At 53.7% G+C, this 22,764-nt stretch carries 20 protein-coding genes; all 20 read right to left on the reverse strand.

The features are described 5' to 3' along the window. Window positions 1-264: 264 nt before the first annotated feature. The gene (lysS, locus tag AC3Y2E_RS27010; protein ID WP_379215995.1) at window positions 265-1,767 is read right to left on the reverse strand and encodes a lysine--tRNA ligase; all 1,503 of its coding nucleotides are present in this window, start codon (window positions 1,765-1,767) and stop codon (window positions 265-267) included. 104 nt (window positions 1,768-1,871) lie between these two features. Continuing rightward, on the reverse strand, window positions 1,872-2,348 hold the full coding sequence (gene greA, locus AC3Y2E_RS27015; protein WP_379215997.1) for a transcription elongation factor GreA: 477 nt from the start codon (window positions 2,346-2,348) through the stop codon (window positions 1,872-1,874). Between the two features lie 220 nt (window positions 2,349-2,568). Continuing rightward, window positions 2,569-3,582 carry a tRNA dihydrouridine synthase DusB gene (gene dusB, locus AC3Y2E_RS27020; protein ID WP_190931690.1) on the reverse strand — a complete coding sequence of 338 codons (1,014 nt, stop codon included), beginning with the start codon at window positions 3,580-3,582 and terminating at the stop codon, window positions 2,569-2,571. Between the two features lie 8 nt (window positions 3,583-3,590). Then, window positions 3,591-3,815: a helix-turn-helix domain-containing protein gene (locus AC3Y2E_RS27025; RefSeq protein ID WP_190931689.1), complete on the reverse strand. Its 225-nt coding sequence runs from the start codon at window positions 3,813-3,815 to the stop codon at window positions 3,591-3,593. Continuing rightward, a complete protein-coding gene (gene folK, locus AC3Y2E_RS27030; RefSeq protein ID WP_379216000.1) occupies window positions 3,767-4,342 on the reverse strand; it encodes a 2-amino-4-hydroxy-6-hydroxymethyldihydropteridine diphosphokinase in 576 nt (191 codons plus the stop codon). The genes AC3Y2E_RS27025 and folK overlap by 49 nt, the downstream gene beginning before the upstream one ends. Next, window positions 4,339-4,707 carry a dihydroneopterin aldolase gene (folB, locus tag AC3Y2E_RS27035; protein ID WP_190931697.1) on the reverse strand — a complete coding sequence of 123 codons (369 nt, stop codon included), beginning with the start codon at window positions 4,705-4,707 and terminating at the stop codon, window positions 4,339-4,341. Before folB ends, folK begins: the two co-directional genes overlap by 4 nt. A 29-nt stretch (window positions 4,708-4,736) precedes the next feature. Beyond that, on the reverse strand, window positions 4,737-5,498 hold the full coding sequence (folP, locus tag AC3Y2E_RS27040) for a dihydropteroate synthase (protein ID WP_379216107.1): 762 nt from the start codon (window positions 5,496-5,498) through the stop codon (window positions 4,737-4,739). Between the two features lie 168 nt (window positions 5,499-5,666). Then, a complete protein-coding gene (gene pabC / locus AC3Y2E_RS27045; protein ID WP_379216002.1) occupies window positions 5,667-6,542 on the reverse strand; it encodes an aminodeoxychorismate lyase in 876 nt (291 codons plus the stop codon). After that, the gene (gene pabA, locus AC3Y2E_RS27050; protein ID WP_379216004.1) at window positions 6,539-7,126 is read right to left on the reverse strand and encodes an aminodeoxychorismate/anthranilate synthase component II; all 588 of its coding nucleotides are present in this window, start codon (window positions 7,124-7,126) and stop codon (window positions 6,539-6,541) included. The genes pabC and pabA overlap by 4 nt, the downstream gene beginning before the upstream one ends. 6 nt (window positions 7,127-7,132) lie before the next feature. Beyond that, entirely contained in the window at window positions 7,133-8,710 is a 1,578-nt protein-coding gene (locus AC3Y2E_RS27055; RefSeq protein ID WP_379216006.1) for an anthranilate synthase component I family protein, read from the reverse strand. Between the two features lie 246 nt (window positions 8,711-8,956). Next, window positions 8,957-9,895, reverse strand: a complete 939-nt coding sequence (gene cysK / locus AC3Y2E_RS27060; RefSeq protein WP_379216009.1) for a cysteine synthase A — start codon at window positions 9,893-9,895, stop codon at window positions 8,957-8,959. A gap of 119 nt (window positions 9,896-10,014) precedes the next feature. Continuing rightward, window positions 10,015-10,971 carry a peptidylprolyl isomerase gene (locus tag AC3Y2E_RS27065; protein ID WP_379216011.1) on the reverse strand — a complete coding sequence of 319 codons (957 nt, stop codon included), beginning with the start codon at window positions 10,969-10,971 and terminating at the stop codon, window positions 10,015-10,017. A 28-nt stretch (window positions 10,972-10,999) separates the two neighbouring features. Further along, window positions 11,000-11,875: an Hsp33 family molecular chaperone HslO gene (gene hslO / locus AC3Y2E_RS27070; protein ID WP_379216013.1), complete on the reverse strand. Its 876-nt coding sequence runs from the start codon at window positions 11,873-11,875 to the stop codon at window positions 11,000-11,002. Window positions 11,876-12,005: 130 nt separating this feature from the next. Further along, window positions 12,006-12,770 (reverse strand): type III pantothenate kinase, encoded by a 765-nt coding sequence (locus AC3Y2E_RS27075; protein ID WP_379216015.1) that lies wholly within the window; start codon window positions 12,768-12,770, stop codon window positions 12,006-12,008. Continuing rightward, the gene (gene nadC / locus AC3Y2E_RS27080; protein ID WP_379216017.1) at window positions 12,767-13,633 is read right to left on the reverse strand and encodes a carboxylating nicotinate-nucleotide diphosphorylase; all 867 of its coding nucleotides are present in this window, start codon (window positions 13,631-13,633) and stop codon (window positions 12,767-12,769) included. Before nadC ends, AC3Y2E_RS27075 begins: the two co-directional genes overlap by 4 nt. Beyond that, a complete protein-coding gene (gene nadB, locus AC3Y2E_RS27085; RefSeq protein WP_379216019.1) occupies window positions 13,623-15,239 on the reverse strand; it encodes an L-aspartate oxidase in 1,617 nt (538 codons plus the stop codon). The genes nadC and nadB overlap by 11 nt, the downstream gene beginning before the upstream one ends. 34 nt (window positions 15,240-15,273) lie before the next feature. Further along, the gene (gene nadA / locus AC3Y2E_RS27090; RefSeq protein ID WP_379216021.1) at window positions 15,274-16,212 is read right to left on the reverse strand and encodes a quinolinate synthase NadA; all 939 of its coding nucleotides are present in this window, start codon (window positions 16,210-16,212) and stop codon (window positions 15,274-15,276) included. Between the two features lie 250 nt (window positions 16,213-16,462). Further along, window positions 16,463-18,190, reverse strand: a complete 1,728-nt coding sequence (locus tag AC3Y2E_RS27095; protein WP_379216023.1) for a hypothetical protein — start codon at window positions 18,188-18,190, stop codon at window positions 16,463-16,465. A gap of 36 nt (window positions 18,191-18,226) precedes the next feature. Next, window positions 18,227-19,492: an efflux RND transporter periplasmic adaptor subunit gene (locus AC3Y2E_RS27100; protein ID WP_379216025.1), complete on the reverse strand. Its 1,266-nt coding sequence runs from the start codon at window positions 19,490-19,492 to the stop codon at window positions 18,227-18,229. 29 nt (window positions 19,493-19,521) lie between these two features. Further along, complete coding sequence (locus tag AC3Y2E_RS27105) at window positions 19,522-22,611, reverse strand: efflux RND transporter permease subunit (RefSeq protein ID WP_379216027.1); 3,090 nt, start codon at window positions 22,609-22,611, stop codon at window positions 19,522-19,524. Window positions 22,612-22,764: the final 153 nt, after the last annotated feature.

Raw genomic sequence — 22,764 nt, forward strand, 5'->3', positions numbered from 1 at the left:
ACTCACGAGAAGCTTCTCATTATTTTAGAGCTGATTGCTCAAACGTACTGACTTGTGTCGATAACTCGACTTGTTTTGATCTCTTGCGAGATCGTCACTTGCACGCTCGTTGTTCAGTTTTCAAGGAGCAAATCGCTTGTCCTGCTTGCCGTCGCGGCGTTCCTCGTTATTCCTCGGTGCCGATCGGCGACTTTTATAAGATATCACATCCGCCACTTCGATTGCAAGTGTTTTTTTAAAAAAAGTTAAAAAAAGAGGGAGACCTTAGTCTCCCACGCGTTCTCTCATAGTCGGGAACAGCAAAACGTCGCGAATCGAAGGCGAATCGGTAAGTAGCATAACTAGCCGATCGATCCCGATTCCGAGTCCGCCTGTAGGCGGCATCCCGTATTCCAGCGCACGAATGAAATCATCGTCCATCTCATGCGCTTCATCGTTGCCCTGCTCTTTCTCGATAAGTTGAGCCTCAAAGCGTTCGCGCTGATCGATCGGATCGTTCAGCTCCGTAAACGCATTGGCATGCTCGCGTCCTACAATAAACAGCTCGAAACGATCCGTAAACCGTCCGTCCTCCTCATTTTTCTTGGCAAGAGGAGAGATTGCAACCGGATGTCCGTAAATAAATGTAGGTTCTATCAGAGTGTGCTCCACAAAATGCTCGAAGAAGGCGTTCACGATATGACCAAACGTCATATTCGGATCAACCGGCACCCGATGCTCCTTGGCCAGACGATGCGCTTCCTCGTCGCTCATCTCCTGTTTGAAGTCAACGCCGACGATTTCCTTAATCGCATCGACCATCGAAACCCGGCGCCAAGGCGTAGCCAGGCTGACGTCCTTGTCCTGATAGCGAATCTCGGTCGTCCCCAAAATCTCTTTGGATATATGAGCAATCAGATTCTCCGTCAGACGCATAATGTCCTGATAGTCGGCATACGCCTCGTACAGCTCCATCATCGTAAATTCCGGATTATGACGGGTGGAGATGCCTTCATTACGGTATACGCGCCCGATCTCGTACACTTTCTCCATGCCGCCTACGATCAGCCGCTTAAGGTGAAGCTCAATCGCGATACGCATATACAGCTGCATGTCCAGCGCATTATGATGCGTAATGAACGGACGCGCCGTTGCGCCGCCCGCAATATTGTGCAGTGTAGGGGTTTCCACTTCCAAAAAGCCTTGAGCATCCAAATACCGGCGCATCGACTGGATGATCCGGGATCGGGAAATAAACGTCTGCTGAACTTCCGGATTAACGATCAGATCGACATACCGCTGGCGGTATCGCATCTCGACGTCCTTCAAGCCATGGAACTTCTCCGGCAACGGATACAGCGATTTGGTGAGCACTTCCAGCGATTGCACCTTCACGGAAGTCTCGCCCGTCTTCGTCTTGAAAACCGTTCCGCGCACGCCGATCATATCCCCGATGTCGAGAATCTCAAAGGCTCTGTATTTGTTCTCCTCGATCGAATCAAGACGGACGTAAATCTGGATTTTGCCTGTAATGTCCTGAATATGCGCAAAAGAAGCCTTACCCATCCCGCGCTTCTGCATGATGCGTCCGGCCAGCGTGACGACTGCGCTTTGGGCTTCCAGCTCTTCATTGGTCATACCGTCGTATAGCTCCAGCACTTGCTTCGCGTGATGGGTTCGCTCGAACTTCTGTCCAAACGGATCGATGCCAAGCCCCCTCAGCTCGTCCAGCTTGTTGCGTCGTATGACCAGCAGTTCGTTTTCGTTCAGTTCCAGCTCTTGACTCACTTGTACTCATCTCCTAATAGGGTGCCCGGTTTCGTTTGAAACAAAAAAGCCTCCGGCGGAAGCTTTTTTTTAAACTAGCGATCATCCTGCTGCAGGCGATTCGCTTACTTCTTGATATCGATAATTTTATATTGGATGACGCCGGCGGGAACTTGAACATCGACGATCGAATCTTTTCTCTTGCCAAGCAGCGCCTTGCCTACAGGGCTTTCATTCGAGATCTTGTTCTGGAACGGATCCGACTCCGCCGTGCCTACGATTGCATATTCCACCGTCTCGCCGAACTCCAGATCTTCAACGGTTACGATCGATCCTACGTTAACTGCATCGGTATCGACTTCGTCGTTGTTGATAATTCGTGCGTTGCGAAGCATCTTCTCGAGCGTAATGATACGTCCTTCAATGAAGGCCTGTTCGTTCTTGGCATCCTCGTACTCCGAGTTTTCGCTGATATCTCCATATCCAATGGCGACCTTAATCCGCTCGGCCACTTCGCGGCGTTTCACCGATTTAAGATGCTCAAGCTCTTCCTCGAGCTTCTTGAGACCTTCTTGTGTGAGAAGAACTTCTTTATCGTTCATATTGTAAATCTCCCGTCGTGTGAAGATTTTCAACCTGCAAATCGATCGATTATTCGGTATGAATTCACAAATTTAATATATTAGCGGGGAACGGGTCAGATGACTTTTTTTCCAGTGTTTTCAACGGTTCCGGGCTGATCATCTTTGATTGATTATATTTCAACCCGCCAGAAATGTCAACGACAGCCAAAGTTCGCCCTCAGCCTTCATTTAAGCGCTTTTAATGCACAAGCTCAGCCTTTTGCTCCGCATTTCCGCCCGAATCGTCCAAACCTGCGACGAACTCATACAACGTATGGACCATATCGTCCCGGCGGCTCTGCTCCATCAGCACTTCCTTCACTCTCGCGGAGCCTTGAAGTCCCTTCAAATACCACGCCATATGCTTGCGCATTTCCTTAACCGCCACATGTTCGCCTTTCAGCGCCACCAGCCGGTCCAGATGAAGAACGGCGATACGGATCTTCTCATTGCCGTCCGGCTCCGGCAGCAGCTCTCCGTCCCGGAGATAACGGATCGTCCGGTAGAGCATCCACGGATTGCCAAGCGCAGCGCGGCCGATCATCACCCCGTCCACTCCGGTCTGGTCGAGCATCCGTCTCGCGTCCTCGGGGGTTGCCACATCTCCGTTTCCGATCACGGGAATACGGACCGCTTGCTTAACTTCTTTAATAATATCCCAATTGGCCTTACCGGTATACATCTGGACCCGGGTACGACCGTGAACGCTGACTGCGGAGCCTCCGCCGTTCTCGACCGCCTTGGCGTTTTGTACGGCGTAGATATGATCCTCGTCCCAGCCGATCCGCATCTTGACCGTAATCGGTTTGCTCACCGAACGGACGACCTCGGTCACCATCTTCTCGATTTTGCCGGGATCAAGCAGCCAGCGGGCGCCTGCGTCGCACTTCGTTATTTTGGGGACCGGACACCCCATGTTGATATCGATAATGTCCGCGTTCGTATTTTCGTCCACATATTTGGCTGCTTCAACAAGCGTCTCTGTATCGCCGCCGAATATTTGCAGGCTGAGCGGTTTCTCCCGCTCGTCCACGAACAGCATATCCATCGTCTTGCGGTTGCCGTGCAGGATCGCTTTGTCGCTCACCATCTCCGCGCAGACAAGCCCGCAGCCGAATTCTTTGGCGATCAGCCGGAACGCGGGGTTACATACGCCCGCCATTGGTGCAAGTACGACTTGGTTGGGTGCGGTTACGTTTCCGATTTGCAGCATTTCATCATTCACTTCCTTTCCGTTCCGGAAGGATCAGGCATCAATTCATCCACGCTGATGCCGAGCACTCCCGATATTTTATGCAACATTTTCCCGTCCGCCTTTCGGGTCCCCCTCTCAATGGAACCCAGAACGGCGATGGAAACGCCTAATTGCTTAGCCAGTTCGTCCTGCGTATAGCCTTTCAGCTTTCTGAACGCCCGGACGCGTTGCGCCAATTGATATTGCTCCAACGCTTAACGCCTTCCTTTCCATCCAGTGTATCCAGGTGTGCGGCAATCGATGCGATCAAATGCGGCCGGCCCTGCGAGACGTCCTGGAGAGGAACCAGTACGAAAGCCCGTTCCCACATGCGAGGATGAGGGACGATCAGCTCCGGTTCCCGAAGTTCGGTATCGTCCATCAGCAGCAGGTCCAAATCGACGGTCCGGGGACCGTTACGGATCGTGCGGACGCGGCCGAGCCGATCCTCGATTTGTTTCATATGCTCGTGCAACGACGATGGCGACAGCGATGTCTGAACGACGGCCACCATATTCAGAAAAGGTCCCTGGTCGGCATAACCGACCGGCTCCGTCTCGTAAATGTCCGATAAACGGACGATCTCGACCTCGGGATGATGCTCCAGCCCGCGGACAGCCTCCGTTAAATATAGCGATCGATCCCCTATATTGGAACCGATGCCGATATACGCTTCCTTCGTTGGAAGGCGATCGCTCCTGCGGCCGGCAGCTTGTTGCCCTGCTCCCGATTCCGTCATATCGATGCCCGCTTCCTGTTGATTTCTACAGTAACGCCGTCGAAATGAATGTCGAAAGGCGGATGCGGCTTCACCACACGAACCGTGACGTCATTTACACTAGTATACTGATGCAGGACATCCGATGCAACGTTTTCGGCCAACGCTTCGATCAGCCGGAACGGTTTGCCTTCGACGATCCGTTTCACCCGTTCGTATACTTCCGCATAATTGACCGTCTGCTCCAAGTCATCCGTCTGTCCGGCTTTGGATAAATCCAGCGACAGCTCCAGATCGACATAAAATCGCTGTCCCAGTTTATTTTCCTCGGGGAACACGCCGTGATAGCCGTAAAACTGCATGCGTGACAATCGCATTGTATCGATAACTAACACCGCCTATCTACAGTAGTTGCTTACCTGATGATCATCGCGTCCGTCATGAGGGCCACCCGTTTCATCGCCTTAACGTCATGAACGCGCATGATGGCGCATCCTTGGGCGGCCCCGAGCGCTACGGTAGCCGCAGTACCTTCCAGAGCATCGGCTGCGGGGACGCCAAGCGTCTTTTGAATCATGCTTTTGCGGGACGTGCCGAGCAGCACCGGAAAACCGAGCGCCGTAATCAGATGGAGCCGGTTCATCAGTTGAAGGTTATGCTCATATGTTTTGCCGAAACCGATCCCGGGATCGAGCACTATCTGCTCGTCCCGTACTCCGGCGCTCTGTGCAATCGAGATGCTTTCCATTAGATCTGCGACGACGTCCGTCTCAAAATGGTCGTACACGGGTTCAGGGCGGTTGTGCATCACGATAACCGGACAGTCGTACTCCGCCGCCAGTCTGGCCATCTCCGGGTCGTGCTTAAGCCCCCATATATCGTTCAGAATATGAGCTCCGGCCTCCAAAGCTCCCCTGGCCACCTCCGGCTTGTACGTGTCGATCGAGATCGGCACGGTCAGTCCGGCTTCGGTCAGCGAGCGGATGACCGGTATGACGCGGTCCGATTCCTCTTGCGGCGATACCTGTGCAAAGCCCGGCCGGGTCGATTCCCCTCCGATATCGATGATGTCCGCTCCCTCTTCCACCATGGCGAACGCACGTTCGACTGCCTTCTCTACGGAATTGAAGTTCCCTCCGTCGGAGAACGAATCGGGCGTCACATTCAATATGCCCATAATAAGGGTACGCTCGCCGAGAGCAAGCTCCACATTTCGACACTTTAGGGTTCGTTTCCCGATATAGCGCGAAGCCGGGAAGCCGAACGAGCCGTTACCCGCACTTGGAAGCTGCATAGGTGATTCCATCAGTAGTTGTTCTCCTCTCTGAAGATAAACTGCTTCAGGCTATTCGCGGACCGCCGCCGTCCGGTATTCCTCCATCAGTTCCCGAGTCCATGGCCCCGGGACGCCTTGACCGATCGCCGACACGCGCCCTGAACCGTCGTACCCCCGGCAAACCGGAACCAACTCTTGCACGGAGTTGGTCAGGAACGCTTCATCCGCCTGCATAACCTCTTCCCAGGCGTACAATCCCTCGTTTACAACCATTCCGGTCCGGGCCGCCGCCCCGATTACGTAGTCCCGCGTGATCCCCGGCAAGATCCCGGTATCCAGCGACGGGGTGAAGACAACTCCTTGGCGAATCCAGAACAGATTGCTTACAATCCCTTCGGCGACATAACCTTGTCCGTCCAGAAAAATCCCCTCCGCTCCGGAAGCCCAAGGGTAGGAGCGCATCTCCCGTTTCGCCAAAATATTGTTCATGTAGTGGAACGATTTGAACCGCACCGTTCCTTCCGGACTGTTGCGCGGCAGCGCCAGCCGCTGGATCGCTTTGCCGTGCTCGTACACGAGCGGGTCCCGCGGAGGGAGCGGCTTCATATATAAAATAACGTTCGGACTCTCGTAGTCGGCCGCCGGAAGACCAAGCTGCTCGACTCCTGCCGATACGGACAACCGGATGTAGGCATCCGCCAAGCCGTTGTCCGACAGCAACTGCCCGATCAACTTCGCCGCCTCCGCCGGGTCCGGCACATAGCGGATACCGAGCTCTTCGCAGCCGGCGGACAGACGCCGAAGATGCTCCTCCAACAAAAACGGACGTCCGCCATAGGTGCGAAACGTCTCGAACAGTCCTAATCCGTACAAAAAGCCGTGATCGTACACGGAGATCACGGCTTCCTTCTCTTCGCATATCCGTCCGTTTAAAGCGATCTTCATCTGCCCGCTCCGCTCGCCGCCGTGATTCCTATGAAATTGCGCAGCAGCGTGAGCCCATGATCGGTAATGATCGATTCGGGATGGAACTGGACGCCTTCGATCGGATATTCTTTATGGCGCAGCCCCATAATCTCGCCGTCCTTCGTCTCGGCGGAAATCTCCAGACAATCCGGGAGCGTCTCTCTGCGCACAATTAGAGAATGGTACCTGGTCGCCGTATAAGGAGACGGAATCCCTGTGAAAATCGTTTTGCCGTCGTGGAAAATTTCCGATGTTTTGCCGTGCATCAGCTTCTCCGCCCGAATCACTTCGCCGCCGAATACTTGTCCGATCGATTGGTGTCCGAGGCATACGCCCAAAATCGGAATCTTGCCCTTGAACCGGTCGATCAGCGCCAGGCTGATCCCCGCTTCATTCGGCGTACACGGTCCCGGCGAGATCAGAATATGGTCCGGGTTCAGCTCCTCGATGCCGGCCAAATCGATCTGATCGTTGCGGCGGACGACAACCTCCTGCCCGATCTCCCCCAAATATTGCACCAAATTGTAAGTAAACGAATCGTAATTGTCGATGACCAGAATCATCTCGGCTCAGCTCCTCGCATTCTCGCTATAAAGGACCGCTTTCCACAGCGCTTTGGCTTTGTTCAGCGATTCTACAAATTCTCGCTCCGGGTCCGAATCGATCACGATGCCCGCGCCCGATTGGACATACCCGGTCCCGCCCCGCATAATCAGCGTCCGGATAACTATATTTAATTCCATATTGCCATTGTAGTCAATCCAGCCGATCGAACCGGTGTACGGCCCTCTCCGGACGGGCTCCAGTTCCTCGATAATCTCCATCGTGCGAATCTTCGGAGCTCCTGTGATCGTCCCTCCGGGAAACGTAGCCGCGATAACGTCGAACGCATCCTTGCCTTCCGCCAGTATCCCCCGTACATGAGAAACGATATGCATGACATGGGAATACATTTCAACGACCATCAGGTCGGTAACTTTTACAGTACCGTAGCGGGAGACGCGCCCAAGATCGTTTCGCAGCAAATCGACGAGCATAATATGCTCGGCACGTTCCTTCTCATCCGAGATCAGCTCTTCGGCCAGCCGCCGGTCTTCACTCTCGTTGCTGCTTCGCGGCCGCGTGCCGGCGATCGGCCGTGTCTCTACGACGCCGTCCGCGCTCCGCACCAGCAGTTCCGGAGAACCGGACACCAGATCGTACTCCGGATACCGCAGAAGTCCCATATATGGAGAAGGGTTCAATAGTCTCAGCCACTCGTAGATCTGCTCAGGCTCGCGTTCCACCTGACGGCTTTGGCGAACCGACAAGTTCACCTGAAAGACGTCCCCTTGGGCGATATATCGCTGAATTTGCCGGACCGCCTCCATATATTGCGGTTTTGGAAAAGCGATCTCGATTCCCGGGATGGATTCTACATCAATCGCCAGCGCCTGCTCGCGGGTAACCGATTCGAACGACCGGATGCGCTGCATCACCGCTTCGTCGGAGGCCGCTTCCATCGCGGCTTCATTCCACATCGCCGCCATACGCTCCGCTTCATCGGCAGCCTCCCGATAGAGGGAAGCCAGCCTCGCCGTCCAATCCGAATCGCGACCGTCATACGGGACATACGTATGAACGGAACAGTATAACGCCTTCTCCTGCAGATCGTACGTCCATATGCGGCGCATCATCATGAAATCGTAATCCGGCAGCTTCAGGTCATCCTCGGCTTGCTCCGGCAGCCGTTCGATCGAACGGGCGATATCGTAGGACCAGAACCCGACACAGCCTCCGGCAAATGGCGGAACACCTTCAACAGCCGGCGCCCGGTAGGGCCGCAGCGACTGTTTGACGATATGCAGCGGATTCCCGGTAACGGTCCGCCGCCGGCCTTCTGGGAGACGAACGCCGGTATCGTCGGCGTAATCGGTAATGACCGCTTCGTTCCCCTTGCCGGATACCGCCGCCACCGCATCCGCTCCAAAATAAGTGTACCTCCCGCTCTTCCCGCTTTCGAGTACGAAGGAAGGCTTGGAGCAACGTTTCCAGAAAGGCTCCCATGATGCGGGTACACCTTGCGCGTCAGGAAATTTGTGTATATAAGGGACGTTTTCATATTGAACCGCCCACTGCTCCCATTGCTCAAGCGAAGTGAAAATCAAACCGGCGCCTCCTCCAAGACATGCGGCGACCCCCGCCACAGTACATTAACGATCCGTATCCTTCTTTGTCCGTCTGCAGCTTCTGAGCACATCCGGACAGCTTGCTACTATGATACCACAAGAAAAGCATCCATCGAAGCCTTTCGCAGAACTATATTCGCGCTATAGAAGAGGCTGCCGCCGCCGGCAAAAGGCATTCCGGGCCTCAACAAACAAAACCCCTCCGTAGAGGGGCTTGCAGCTATCTTATTCGTCAAACTGGTACAGCGGCGTGCTGAGGTACCGTTCGCCGTTGCTTGGAACGATTGCGACGACGCGCTTGCCTTTGCCCAATTGCTTCGCTACCTTCAGGGCTGCGAAAATCGCCGCGCCGGAGGAAATACCGCCAAGAATGCCTTCTTCCTTCGCCACACGGCGGGACGTCTCGAACGCATCCTCGTTGTCGACCGCGATAACTTCGTTGTATACCTCGGTGTCCAAAATATCCGGTACGAAGCCGGCGCCGATTCCTTGAATCTTATGCGGTCCCGGTTTACCTCCGGACAGCACCGGAGAAGCGGACGGCTCCACCGCGTAAATTTGAATGTTCGGGAAGCTTTCGCGAAGCACTTTGCCGGCTCCTGTAATCGTACCGCCTGTACCGATCCCAGATACGAACGCGTCCAACTGGCCGTCATGCGCTTGGATCGCTTCGACGATTTCCGGCCCTGTCGTTTCGGTGTGTACTTTCACATTAGCCTGGTTTTTGAATTGTTGAGGCATGAAGTAGGTCGGATTTTCGGCGAGCAGCTCTTCCGCACGCTTAATCGCGCCCTTCATTCCTTCCGGTCCCGGCGTCAGCACGAGCTGGGCTCCGTAAGCGCGAAGCAGGTTGCGGCGCTCTACACTCATCGTCTCCGGCATAACCAGAATGGCATTGTATCCCTTGGCAGCCGCTACCATCGCAAGGCCGATCCCGGTATTGCCGCTAGTTGGCTCGATAATCGTATCGCCCGGCTTCAGCTTGCCTTCACGCTCGGCCACTTCCACCATGCTGATGGCGATCCGGTCTTTGACGCTGGCACCGGGATTTTGGAATTCAAGCTTGACATAAACTTCAGCGCTATCCTCCGGAACGATCCGGTTTAACCGGACCAGCGGAGTGTTCCCGATCAATTGAGTAATGCTTTGTACCAATTTCGCCATGTGTTTACCCTCCCGAATGAACATCCATCATTATTCCGAGCGATTTTGTCGGCTTTATTACTTTCATCTTACCAACACGCAACGCGGATGTCAACTAGGAAATGCGCCTTTTCACCCAATTATCGGAAGTCCGGAATTAGGATTTCCGCATTAAATTTTTGTCTGAGCGATTTTACGATTTCTTTGAGCGGGACCGCTCTTTGCAGTGCCAGTTCCTTGCGGATGTAATTGCGGGTTGCCGTATCGACGGTCTTGTTCACGACTTTTTTATCCTTAAGCAGAACGACGGCAAAGCTGCTTTTCAGCGCGATCGGCTTGCTTACCTCGCCCTGCTTCAAGTTTTTGGCGGCTTCCAGCAGAAACGGCTGGAGGAACGGATCGTTTTCTTCCACCCATCCGAGATCTCCGCCCTTTGGAGCTGTCGCCTGGTCAATCGACAGTTTCCGAGCCAACGAAGCAAAATCCGCGCCGTTCTGAACGTCTTTCACGATCTGCGCCGCTTCTTCCTTGGTCTTCACTTCGATTTTGAACAGATTAAACTGCATGTAGCTTCTGAACTCTTCCGGATGCTGCTTGATGTAACCATCGATTTCAGCTTCGGAAACTTGTATGGAGCTAGTAGCGATATGTTCCAGAAGGAGCTTGTAATACACATCTTCGTTCAGTTCCGCTTTGGTAAGACCAAGCTGGGTTTTCATCGATAAGTAAAATTGCTCCTCGCTCTCGTACCCCTCCTGCATCCGCTTCAATTCAGCATCGATTTCTTCCCGGCTGACCGACAACCCTTTCTGCTCCGCTTCCTGCCGTATAGCCTCGCGATCCAACAGAATCCCGAGCAGCTCTGTACCGTATTTGTCCTCCAGCCGGTGCTGCAGCTCTTCCTTGGTAATCGACCGGCTGCCGATAACGGCGACCGTCTTCGATGATTCTCCCGGGTCCGCAGGCTGAGGACGGGACGGCGGTTCGCCCGTCTGAGGCGTTTGTGCACCGCTGCGGACAAGCAGCAGCACGGCCAGCACGACAACGGCTGTAAACAAAACGCCAATGACACCCCACAGCAGTTTTAAGCTCCGCATCCGAAAATTCTCCCCATATCTGGTCTCTTTATCCTTTAGGCAGTCTCTCCAACAGACTATGGAGCTGCTCGCCGTTATATGCGTACGCTTCGTTGCAGAAATGGCAGACCAGCTCGGCTTTACCGTCCTCGCGTATGATTTGCTCGATCTCCTCGCGACCTAGGCTAAGCAAGGTTCGTTCGACGCGCTCTCTGGAGCATTTGCACTGAAAGCGGATATCGGTCCGTTCCAAGATCGTGACGGAATCCACCATACGCTTCAGCACCTCCTCCAAATCTTCTCCTCCAGCCATCAGGGTCGTAATAGGGGGGAGTTTAGCCAGCTTCTGCTCGATCTCCGCTATCTCTTCCTCTTCAAGTCCGGGAAGCAACTGCAAAATAAATCCGCCCGATACTTGAACCGAATAATCGGTTGCGACCAGTACGCCTAACGCTACTGCCGAAGGGGTCTGCTCCGATTTGGCGAAATAATACGTAAAATCTTCGCCGAGTTCTCCGGAGACAATCGGTATGCTTCCGCGGTAAGGCTCCTTCAAGCCCAGATCTTTGATGACATGCAGGTAGCCTTCCCCTACCGCACCGGATACGTCCAGCTTGCCGCGTTCGTTCAAAGGCAAATCGACATGGGGATTGTCGACGTACCCTCTTACTTCGCCCTTCGCATCGGCATCCACGACGATTTGACCGATCGGTCCATCGCCTTTTACTTGTATCGTAAGCCGTTCTTCGCCCTTCAGCATCGCGCCCATCATTACGCCCGCGGTTGCGGTCCGGCCTAGCGCCGCCGTCGCTACAGGCGTCGTGTCGTGTCTGCGCTGCAGTTCCCGGGTGATTCCTGTAGTATTCGCGGCAAATGCCCGGAGTTTACCATCAAACGCGGTAGCGCGTATTAAATAATCTTGCATGGTTTCGTTTCCTTTCGAATTTCGACTTAGGAGCTATTGTGTATATGAATGTTCTGTAAGTAGCGGCTCCTTCCTTGCCAAGGTGCGGCAAGCTATGCCGATAGAAGAAACCTTGATAAGTTCCAGATCCTTATCGGTTTCGTTCATAGATGATTTGCAGGCCTTGCAGGGTGAGCAGCGGATTAACCGTTTCGACCGTCCGGGATTCCCCGGCAATCAAATCGGCTAATCCGCCTGTAGCGATGACTCTCGCATCCGGATTGAATTCTTCCCGCATCCGTTGGACGATCCCGTCGACCTGACCGGCATAGCCGAAAATAATGCCCGCTTGCATCGCGGATACCGTATTGCGGCCGACCGTGCTTTTGGGCCGGACCAGTTCGATACGTGGCAGCTTCGCCGCTTTCTCGTACAGCGCCTCGGTCGATATGCCGATTCCCGGAGCGATCGCGCAGCCGAGCATCTGCCCCCGCTCGTCGATGTAATCGTAAGTCGTAGCCGTACCGAAATCGACAATGATCAGCGGAGGTCCGTACAGTTCGATACCGGCAACGGCATTTACAATCCGGTCGGCACCGACTTCGCGGGGATTTTCGATCCGCAGATTGAGCCCGGTCTTCATGCCCGGACCGACGACGAGCGGTTTTTTTCCTATATATTTTAAACATAAGCTTTCGAGCACAAACATAAGCGGCGGAACGACGGAAGAGATCACGACTCCTTCGATCCGGTCTTCGGAGATGCCTGCATGGCGAAATAAATTATGAACCATCATCCCGTATTCGTCGACTGTGGCCGAACGGTTCGTACTGAGCCGCCAATGGTGCAGCAGCTTCTTCTGCTCATAGATGCCGAGCACGATGTTCGTGTTGCCTACATCCACGACGAGAATCATGCCGGCCCCACCTTTTTCTCGTTCAAATCCAGGCTGATGTCGATCGCCTGTACGGAATACGTCAACCGGCCTACGGAGATTACGTCCACTCCGGATAAGGCGATATCCTTAATCGTCTCCAGCGTCACATTTCCGGAAGCTTCTATTATAATGTGCGGAGCCCGCGCTTTAATGATGTCGACGGCTTTCTTCATATCGGCCGGCTTCATATTATCCAGCATAATAATATCCGCTCCGGCCTCCAGCGCTTCGTCCAGCTGGTCGAACCGTTCGACTTCGACTTCGATTTTCATCGTATGCGGAATGTGCGCACGGGCGGCGATGATGGCCTGCTTGACCCCGCCCGCTCCCTTAATATGATTGTCCTTGATCATAACCGCGTCGTAAAGCCCGAATCTGTGATTGTGGCCCCCGCCTACGCGGACCGCGTATTTCTCCAGCATCCGGTGTCCGGGCGTCGTCTTGCGGGTATCGACCAGCCGGACCGGCGTTCCTTCCAGAGCATCGACATATTGACGGGTGCGGGTGGCGATGCCCGACATTCTTTGCAGCAGATTAAGCGCCAGCCGTTCGCCGAGCAGGATGCTGCGCGTGCTGCCCGTCACCTCCGCCAAAACCGTGCCTTTCTCCACGTACGTTCCGTCCTGCTGGACGGCGAGAAAGAGAAGAGACGGATCGACGACGCGAAACACTTGCTCCGCTACGGACATCCCGGCTACGATACCGGATTCCTTAACATGAATAATACCTTTAGACTGCGAGTCTAAAGGTACGGTTGTCATGGTGGTTACATCGCCCATACCGATGTCTTCTTCCAGCCACAAACGTATTTGCCCAGTCAGTTGATCTGTATTAATCATCATGGATCGGTTCCTCCGTCATTCCGTACTCGCGGTGGAGTTGTATATGCTTGCGCCAGTTCCGGTCGTCCTTCTCGGGAAAATCTTCGCGGAAATGCCCGCCCCGGCTCTCCTCCCGGTTCAGTGCAGCTTCCGTGGTCAACATAGCCAAAGTAAGCAGGTTCGCAAACTCGTACTCTTCGCGCTTCGTCAAGCAGGTCTCGTAGATCGGCAGCTGACGCTTCAGCTCGTCAAGCCCTTTTTGCAATCCAGCCGCGCTTCGCTTCAGTCCGACATAACGCAGCATGACCTTTTGCAGCTTCAACCGTTTCTCTACGATCGCCTGCATCGGATGCTCGGGACGGTGGCTCCGCTCTACGATCGGCGGGGTGTCCGGAAGCGGCGGCAAAGTGCGGATATGCTCGATAATCCGGCGGCCGTATACGATCGCTTCGGACAGCGAGTTGCTCGCAAGCCGGTTCGCCCCGTGGACGCCGGTAGACGACACTTCTCCGCATGCGTACAAACGCTTGACTGAAGTTTCCCCGTTCAGGTCGGTTTTCACTCCGCCCATCATATAATGCGCGGCCGGCGCGACCGGAATCCAGTCGGTCGTCAAATCGAGCCCGTAATTCAAACAAAATTCGTAGATGTTCGGAAACCGGTGCTTCACCAAATCGGCCGGCTCGTGAGTAATATCTATATATACGAAAGTCGACTTCGTAAGTTCCATTTCATTTACGATCGCCCGGGCCACGATATCCCTGGGGGCAAGCTCTTGCAGAGGATGAATCTTGTCCATGAACCGCTCGCCCCTGATATTGCGAAGAACGGCCCCTTCCCCTCTGACCGCTTCGGAAATCAGAAAACGCGGAGCTCCCGGATAACATAACGCTGTTGGATGAAACTGAATAAACTCAACATCACGTATGACGGCGCCGGCCCGGTAAGCGATTGCGATTCCGTCCCCCGTAGCAATCTCCGGGTTCGTCGTATACCGGTACAGCTGTCCCGCTCCGCCGGAGCACAGGATCGTCGCCTTGGCGCGCACAAATACACGCTGCCCGTCCGGCTTCTGTACAATGGCACCATGGCACACACCGCCAGTGACGACAAGATCAATCACAAAATGATCGTCCCACACGGTAACGTTCGGATTTTGCTTCGCTTGATTGGATAGCGCCCTTACGATCTCCGCGCCGGTCGCATCGCCATGCGCGTGCAAAATCCGTCTTTGGCTGTGGCCGCCTTCCTTGGTCAGCGCCAGCTCCCCGTTCTCAAGATCGAACTGGGTGCCGAGCCGGATCAGGTCCTTGACTCCTTCGGGCCCTTCATCCACTAAGATGTCTACTGCTACGTTGTCGCAAAGCCCCGCTCCCGCGACCAGCGTATCCTGGCGGTGGTAATCGGGTGAGTCTTCGTCCGATATGACGGCCGCTATACCGCCTTGCGCGTAGCGGGTGTTGCTCTCCAGAAGCGACTTCGGCTTCGTGATAATATGTACGCGATCCGTCTCGCTCGCACGGATCGTTGTAAACAGGCCGGCAATTCCAGCTCCGATGACCAAACAATCGGTTTCTTCGTGCGCCAGCTCGTCCAGCGCAAAATCGATCAAATAACGCGGCACCATATCCATCACCTACAAGACAAGAGAGTAGCGCATGCTACTTAACCTGTAACATGCGCTCCAAGGACAATTTCGCTTTTTCCGCAACATGAGGCGGAACGTAAATTTGCGGCTGCATCGTCTCCAAACATTTGACGACTTTTTTCAAGTTGTTTACTTTCATGTTTGGGCATACGAGAAATTTGGTAGCGAAGTGAAACGTTTTGTGCGGGCTGTCCTTGCGAAGTTGATATCCCGTTCCGTCTTCGGTGCCGACAATAAACTGCTGGCAGTCGGATTCTTTGCAATATTTAATAATGGCGGTCGTGCTTCCTACAAAATCCCCAAGCTTCACAACCTCGGGACGGCATTCCGGGTGCACGACAAATTGAGCGTCCGGATATTGCGCTTTCATCTCCATGACGTCTTTGACGCTAAGCATATCGTGCGTGTTGCAATACCCTTCCCAGATGATCATTTTCTTATCTGTAAATTTGGAAACGTAGTCGCCCAAGTTTTTGTCCGGCACCCAAATAATCTCGTCGGTGTCGACAGACTGGATGACTTTCACCGCGTTGGCCGATGTACAGCAAATATCGGTCTCCGCTTTAATCTCGGCGGAGGAGTTGATATAGGTGACGACAGCCGCGTTCGGATGACGGCTCTTCAATGCCTTCAGCCCCTCTACGTTGACCATGTCGGCCATCGGGCAGCCTGCACGTTCATCCGGAATAAGCACCGTCTTGTTCGGTGCCAAAATTTTGGCGCTTTCCCCCATGAAATGAACGCCGCAAAATACGATTGTGTCCGCGTCCGTCTCGGCCGCCTTCTGGGCAAGCAGAAACGAATCCCCGCGAAAGTCGGCGACTTCCTGAATCTCATCCCTCTGGTAGTAGTGCGCCAGGATGATGGCATTGCGCTCTTTCTTCAATACGGCTAAACGTTCTTTCAGTTCGCGGGTTTGCTCCGCCTTGCGCTCAAGCGCTAGAGCTTCCATCCGTATCCTTCCCTTCGTGGCAACACGTGAAAAAGTTCACGCATATGCATAGGACTAGTATGATCCAAACACGGCGACCGTAATAGATGCAGTTTCAGGAACTGCGGAGCAGCCGGACCGGTTAAGTTTCATTATGAGTTTACACCTAATTTACACAACGGCGTTGGCGCTGTCAACGGGAAAAAAGCGCAGAAATACAAGATATCCCGGCCATTACTGGCCGGGACGGAACGACATGATCGTTTTCGGCTTATTGCTTCATTGTTTTAACTAGACGTTTGGCAACACCGTTCGGCGTTTGTACCGATTCGTAAATTTTGATCGTGAGCGGCCATTCCAACTGATCCGTTCTCAGATTGTCGAAAGTGATATGTTGAGCTCCGCTGACCAGCTTGTTCATACCGGCGAACGGAAGCGTTTGAGAAGCAATCAGACGTCCGCGCGTATCATGCAGCTCAATGGTCATATTCGAAGCATTCGTATCCGATACGATATCGTCGACCGTATTGATATCGATGTCCATTTTCATTTTATACATATAACCAGCCGCGCTGAACATAGAGGAAATCGACCAGTAATTCATCTTCACTTCATAAGGATAGAAGGAAAGGATGTCGTCATCCGGCTGGTCGATCGATACAGCCGTCTTGAAGCCGCCGATCGGGATGTTGTACGGGGCGACCGTCTGGTTGTCGGTAATCTTCATCAGCAGATCGTCGCCCTTCTCCGAGGACGGAACCGCGAACGAATAATTGACTACATAGGCAAGCTTCGGAGCGAGCTGTTCGACTGTCGTCGTCTGGCGCGTGCCGGAATACCGGAATCCGTCGGCATTCGTCAGCTCGGTCTGGAACGCCGGCAACGGCACAGGGCGCTCTCCGGTATTTTTAACCATGAATTTCGCGATAACGGTATTATAGCCGGATGATTCCGATTCGTTCATGCTCAAATCCACAAGCGATATTTCCGTTTCTTTGTCGATCAGCTTGCTCATCGGGTCAAACTGGATGCGGTCGCGCAGCTCGTAAGCCGGAAGCATGCTCACATCCACCGTATCCTTTTGCGGAAGCTGCACATTAATCCGACCGACCGCATACGATTCGACAGACGGCTGGTTGTCCGGTCCGATCTGAACGTACGTTTCCGGCGTCAGGACGTTCAGGCTCGTCAGCGTAACATTGTTTTCGGTTAAGATGCCGTAATGAATGTACTTTTTCTCTCCCGGCTTCAACTCGACGTTTGTTTGAACCCGTCTGCCCGGATAAGCTCTGGAGTCGGATTTGCCGTCCAAACGGAATTCAGGCACCGTTTCCGTACGGCTTCCCGTATTTTCGGCGATCAGTGTAACAACCGTCACTGGCCCTTGAGGTGTTTTCTCGCTAATCAACGTAACCGGAGTGAATTGAAGCGTCTCGGACAAAACCTGGAGCTTAAACGGCTCTCCCCAGCGCTTCAGAGCGTCTTGCCCGGTAATCGCCGAATCGTTGCCGCTCCATACCGCTTCAGCAACCGGTACGGTAAGGACGGCCGTTTCCAGCTTCGGATACACATATTCGTCCACTTCAATCCACGACAGGTCGGTGATCCCCGCCGCACTCTCGTAATCGAGAACCAGCATGTAGCTGAGCTCCACTTTTTCTTTCGGCTGAATCGCCTTGGCGTTCGTCACGCTCGGCTTTAGCGTATACTCGATTCCATCCGCGGTCTTGACACGCATTTCATAATCCGGCACCCGCGTTACGCGGGAGCCCTCATTATATAGACGCACAACAGCGCCAATCCGGGTGTTGTCCGCGACCCGTTCATTGATGATACTTTTTACGTCCGCCCGGATGACGGAGGTCAGTTGGTATTGCCCGCGAACATTTTGGGCTGCAACCGTGCCGTCTGCCGCCATAATTAGGGCAGGAGATACCGTTAATACGAGAGAAGCGCTGAGCATAGCTGCGGTCAAAGATTTCTTCCAAGTCGGTTTCACTGGGTCTTCCTCCATTTCGCTGCTTATGTAGAACCTTTATTTCGATTCGGCAAGCTGTACTTTTTCTTTATCCTTCAATTGGTTTTGCCCGGATACGACAAGCTGCTCTCCTTCTTTGACGCCGGAGATCACTTCCTGGTTCATTTCGTTCAGACGTCCGAGCTGCACTTTCCGTTTCTCGACCGTGTCGCCCACGAGTACGAAGACGAACGAGTCGCCGCCTTCACGCACTACCGTCAGCGTAGGTACGATCACGACGATTTGCTCCTGCTCGCTGGTCAGCTGGATTTGTACCTTTGTACCCGGCTTCAGCTTGCCGTCCGTATTCGCCACTTCAAGTTCGAGCTCATACGATTTGCTTTGCGCATCCATCGAGCCAGACAAATATTTGATCGGAGCCTTCGACTTCTCTGTGCTTCCCGCTACGTAATAAACCAGCTCTGTTTTGCCGCGGACGAGATTGGCCGAATTTTCCGTCAGGTTGGCTTTAATGAGAATCGGATCCATTTGCTGCAGGTGGCCGACCTTCATCCCCGGTTGAATCGTCTGGCCGACGACGAGCGGAAGCTCCGTCAAAACGCCGCTCACCGGCGCCTTCACTTCCAGATTCTCAAGGCTCCGATCCAGTTCCTTCATCGATAAGGAGGCGGATTGTACTTGAGTTTCCAAAGCGGACAAGTTGTCGGACGTCTCTAGCGTCTTCTGCCTTTGCTTCAGCAAGTCGAGGTCCATCGTCTGGTTTTTCCAGGCCGTTTCGGCTTGATCCAGCTGCGGCTTGGAGATTAATCCCTGATCGTAGTCGTTTTTCGCCTTGTTGTACGCTTTCGTCACGTCGAGCAGCGCCTGCTCCATCTTTTTGACGCTATTGGCCATCTCTGTCTTGCTGTTGGCCAAGTCCTGCTTCGCCTTGTTCAAAGCATCTTGGCTGCTGTACAGCTGGAGTGCCACTTTTTCTTTCTGCAGCTGCGCGTCAACCGTATCGAGTCTAAGCAGCACTTCGCCAGCCGTCACTTGATCCCCGCGCTTTTTCACAATCTCTTTGATCTCGCCGCCCGCCTTGGCGACTACGTCCAGTTGAGTCGCGGCGACTACGTCCGCAACTTGCTCAAGCGGATCGCCGATGCTTTGCTTCGTAATTTTCTGCACTTTCACCGTCTTGATCGTCTGTTCCTGGGCCGCTGCCGGCTTCGGCGCCTCGCCTCCCGCCGTGCACCCCGCCGCGACGGCGACGGTAAGAACTACCGCCGCTGCAAGCGTGGCGCCACGACGAAATGATTTGGATTTATGCCGTTTTTGTCTCATCTTCGCCTTGACTCCTTTATTCATCGTTTTTATACGGACACTGGGGTCGTGATGGTTGGCTCCTTCGGTTTCTTGATCTTCTTCGAACGCCGGGCAAAAATGAGTTCGTATACGATCGGAACGACTACGAGCGTCAATATGGTCGAAGTGGTCAATCCGCCGATAACGACGACCGCGAGGCCCTTCGAGATGATCGTTCCTTTGGAGAGACCGAGAGCAAGCGGCATAAGAGCCATAATCGTCGCGCCGGCCGTCATGATGATCGGTCTGAGCCGCACCATGCCGCCTTCGATCAAGGCGTCGCGTACGGAATAATCTTGCTCTCTAAGCTGCTGGACGCGGTCGATCAGAACGATCGCATTCGTAACGACAATGCCGATCAGCATGAGGAAGCCAATCAGAGACGTAACGTTGAGCGATTCGCCGGTCATGAGCAGCCCCAGCAATCCGCCGATTACCGCGAGCGGCAGCGAGAACAGAATGGCGAACGGTGCACGGGCATTGCCGAAGGCAAGGACCATAACCAGATATACGATGAAAATCGATGCAGCCATTGCCATGAACATCTGGCTGAAGCTTTCGGCGATATCTTCCGATACGCCCGTTACTTCGCGGCTTACGCCGGTCGGCAGCTCGATCGTATCTAAGGCCGCCGTCACTTTGGCGCTGACTCCGCCCTTGTCGACATTGTCGATTTTGGCGGTTACGCTAACCACCTGCATCTGTTTTTCCCGGCTGATGCTGACTGGAGCTTCAATCTCCCGCACCTTGGCGATATCCTTGAGCTCGATTCTCGTCCCAATTGCGGTCTGCAGCGGTATATTCTCCAGGTCCTGAATCGAGTCTTTGGACGCTTTGTCCAACTCCAGCTTCGTTTCGTACGTGATGTTGTCGAACTTAATGTCGCCGAGGTCCTCTTTGCGTGTCCAAGAATGAACGGCTTCCATCACCTGGGCGGAGTTCACTCCGTATACGCGGGCTTTGTTCTGGTCTACGGTTACTTCCACTTCCATTTTCGATTCGCCCAGCGAATCTTTAATCTCCAGAAGCTCCGGGAACTCCTGCATCTTTTCCTTGATCACCGCAGCCGCATGCTGCAGGTTTTGCAGATCGTCGCCTTTCAGCGAGTAAGAGAAGTCGCTACCGCCCCCGCCTTCGGAGAACGAGATCAACTGTCCGTCAACCTTGGAGCCTTTTGGCATATCGCTTAGGAACAATTGCTTGTAATGTTTCAGTGCTTCCGAGGCGTTCGTGTCTTTGCTCACTTCAGTAAAAATCGTTGTTTTATACGGCACCCGCTCGCTGCCGAAATCATAACCGACCAGCGATTCGATATACGTGAACTGCGGATTGCCGATCGCGTCTTTCGATTCGCGCATCTGCTCTTCAATTTGCATCACCTTGGCGTTCATCGTGTCCATCGAGGTGTCCCGCGGCATTTGCAGCGTGAAAATCATTTGGCGGTCCGATGGGCTTTCCGGCATGAACGTCATAGCAAGCTGCGGAACGATCAGCACAATCGATAATAAAAAGAGTAGTCCGGAAATCAGCAATGTTTTGATTTTATGATTCAGAGACCAGACAAGCATACTTTTGTACGCTCCGGCAACTTTGCCGACGTGGTTCTCGTCGTGGAACGGCAAATTCTTTTGGTTCAGCACCATCATCTTGGCCATCATCGGAATGACCGTCAGAGCGACCAGCAGCGAAGCAAGCAGCGCGCAGGCCAGCGTCAGGGCGAAAGGCCGGAACACTTCACCGACGACTCCTCCGACGAAAGCGATCGGGGCGAATACGCCAACCGTTGTAATCGTCGATGAGGTGATCGCCGAGCTTACTTGCTGGGTAGCCAGCTTAATGATCGATTCCTTACGCTCGTGCGCTTTGACCAATTGGCTGTAAATATTCTCGATGACGACGATACTGTCGTCCACGACCCGCCCGACGGCGATCGCCATGCCGCCCAGTGTCATGATGTTGAGCGAGATGTCCAAAAAGCTCATAAACAACAGCGTGATTAAAATGGACAGCGGGATCGAGACTAAAACGATGATAGTCATCCGAAAGTTTCTAAGGAAGAGCAAAATCATTACCGAGGCGAGGATCGCGCCCAGCGCGCCTTCCTTAACCATGCCGTCGATCGAATTCTGAATATCGGTCGCGGCGTTGTAGACTGAATGGAACTTCACATTCGGCAGCGTCTGCTCCCAGCCCTTGATCAGCTTGTCGGCGGCAGCTCCGAATTCGACTGCGTTAGCATCTTTCGTCTTGTACAAGTGAATACCGATGGCCGGTTTATTATCCAGTCTGGCGATAAACGGAGCTTCGGTGATGGAGGCTACTTTCGCGATTTGTTTCAGAAGGAGCGTTTCTCCGCGCGGTGTCGTCAGCGCCAGATTGTCCAGGTTGTATACCGTGTCGATCTGACCTTTAACGCGTACCATCTGCGTGCGTCCTTCGAAGTCCACCGTACCTGCGGGACTGGAGAGCAGTGCAGCTTGAATCATGCCGGATACTTGCGAAGGAGACAATCCGTATTGGTTCAAGGCGCTTGCATCGAGGCGAATCGACATCGTCGCTTCCTGATTGCCGATCGAGTCGATATGGTCGATGCCCTGAATTTCGTTAAAGCCGGGGACGATAATATCTTTGTAGAGCTTATCCAGCTCGGTCTGGTTCATCCCGTTCTCGCCGTATACAGCCATGTAGTATACCGGCTGAGAAGCGAAACCGAATGTCAGCACCTTCGGCTTTTCCGCGCTTTGCGGAAGTCTGACGTTGGCTACGAGGCTCTCGATATCTTTTTTCGCATCGTCGAGGCTTGTGCCTTGTGACAGTTCAACGACGATCTGCGAGAAATTGTCTGCAGAGCTCGACGTTAAGTTTTTCAACCCTTTTACACCGGTGAGCGATTTTTCGAGCGGCTTCGTCACTTGCTCGAGCACGTCTTTCGGCGGCGCCGTGTATTGGGTGTTCACCATAACGACCGGAAACGAGATATCCGGCATGCTTTCCACCTTCAATTTACCGGTGGCATAGATTCCCCCGACGGTGAGCAGCATAATCATGATGATGACCGCCGCGATGTTTTTCATCGAAAATTCGGTAAAGCGAATCATTCGGTTTCATCCCTCCCATACGATCTTACCTGTAGCCTTTTTGTCTGTTCTTCTTGCTCCAGTATTCCGCTATGTATTCCATAGTTAATTGTAAAATTGAACCGTTAACCGCAAAACGGGCTGCGGACTGTATGTGTTCCTAGACTAAAGTCC

The organism is Paenibacillus sp. MAH-35, assembly GCF_058135425.1.

Excerpts from the sequence above, each read along its gene's own strand:
- AC3Y2E_RS27075 (WP_379216015.1), bottom strand. The coding sequence starts at position 12,770 with ATGATTCTCGTCGTGGATGTAGGCAACACGAACATCGTGCTCGGCATC.
- pabA (WP_379216004.1), bottom strand. The coding sequence starts at position 7,126 with ATGATTCTGGTCATCGACAATTACGATTCGTTTACTTACAATTTGGTG.
- AC3Y2E_RS27105 (WP_379216027.1), bottom strand. The coding sequence starts at position 22,611 with ATGATTCGCTTTACCGAATTTTCGATGAAAAACATCGCGGCGGTCATC.
- hslO (WP_379216013.1), bottom strand. The coding sequence starts at position 11,875 with ATGCAAGATTATTTAATACGCGCTACCGCGTTTGATGGTAAACTCCGG.
- AC3Y2E_RS27065 (WP_379216011.1), bottom strand. The coding sequence starts at position 10,971 with ATGCGGAGCTTAAAACTGCTGTGGGGTGTCATTGGCGTTTTGTTTACA.
- nadA (WP_379216021.1), bottom strand. The coding sequence starts at position 16,212 with ATGGAAGCTCTAGCGCTTGAGCGCAAGGCGGAGCAAACCCGCGAACTG.
- folK (WP_379216000.1), bottom strand. The coding sequence starts at position 4,342 with ATGACGGAATCGGGAGCAGGGCAACAAGCTGCCGGCCGCAGGAGCGAT.
- nadB (WP_379216019.1), bottom strand. The coding sequence starts at position 15,239 with ATGGTGCCGCGTTATTTGATCGATTTTGCGCTGGACGAGCTGGCGCAC.
- folP (WP_379216107.1), bottom strand. The coding sequence starts at position 5,498 with ATGGGCATATTGAATGTGACGCCCGATTCGTTCTCCGACGGAGGGAAC.
- nadC (WP_379216017.1), bottom strand. The coding sequence starts at position 13,633 with ATGATGATTAATACAGATCAACTGACTGGGCAAATACGTTTGTGGCTG.
- dusB (WP_190931690.1), bottom strand. The coding sequence starts at position 3,582 with ATGCTGCAAATCGGAAACGTAACCGCACCCAACCAAGTCGTACTTGCA.
- pabC (WP_379216002.1), bottom strand. The coding sequence starts at position 6,542 with ATGAAGATCGCTTTAAACGGACGGATATGCGAAGAGAAGGAAGCCGTG.
- greA (WP_379215997.1), bottom strand. The coding sequence starts at position 2,348 with ATGAACGATAAAGAAGTTCTTCTCACACAAGAAGGTCTCAAGAAGCTC.
- cysK (WP_379216009.1), bottom strand. The coding sequence starts at position 9,895 with ATGGCGAAATTGGTACAAAGCATTACTCAATTGATCGGGAACACTCCG.
- AC3Y2E_RS27100 (WP_379216025.1), bottom strand. The coding sequence starts at position 19,492 with ATGAGACAAAAACGGCATAAATCCAAATCATTTCGTCGTGGCGCCACG.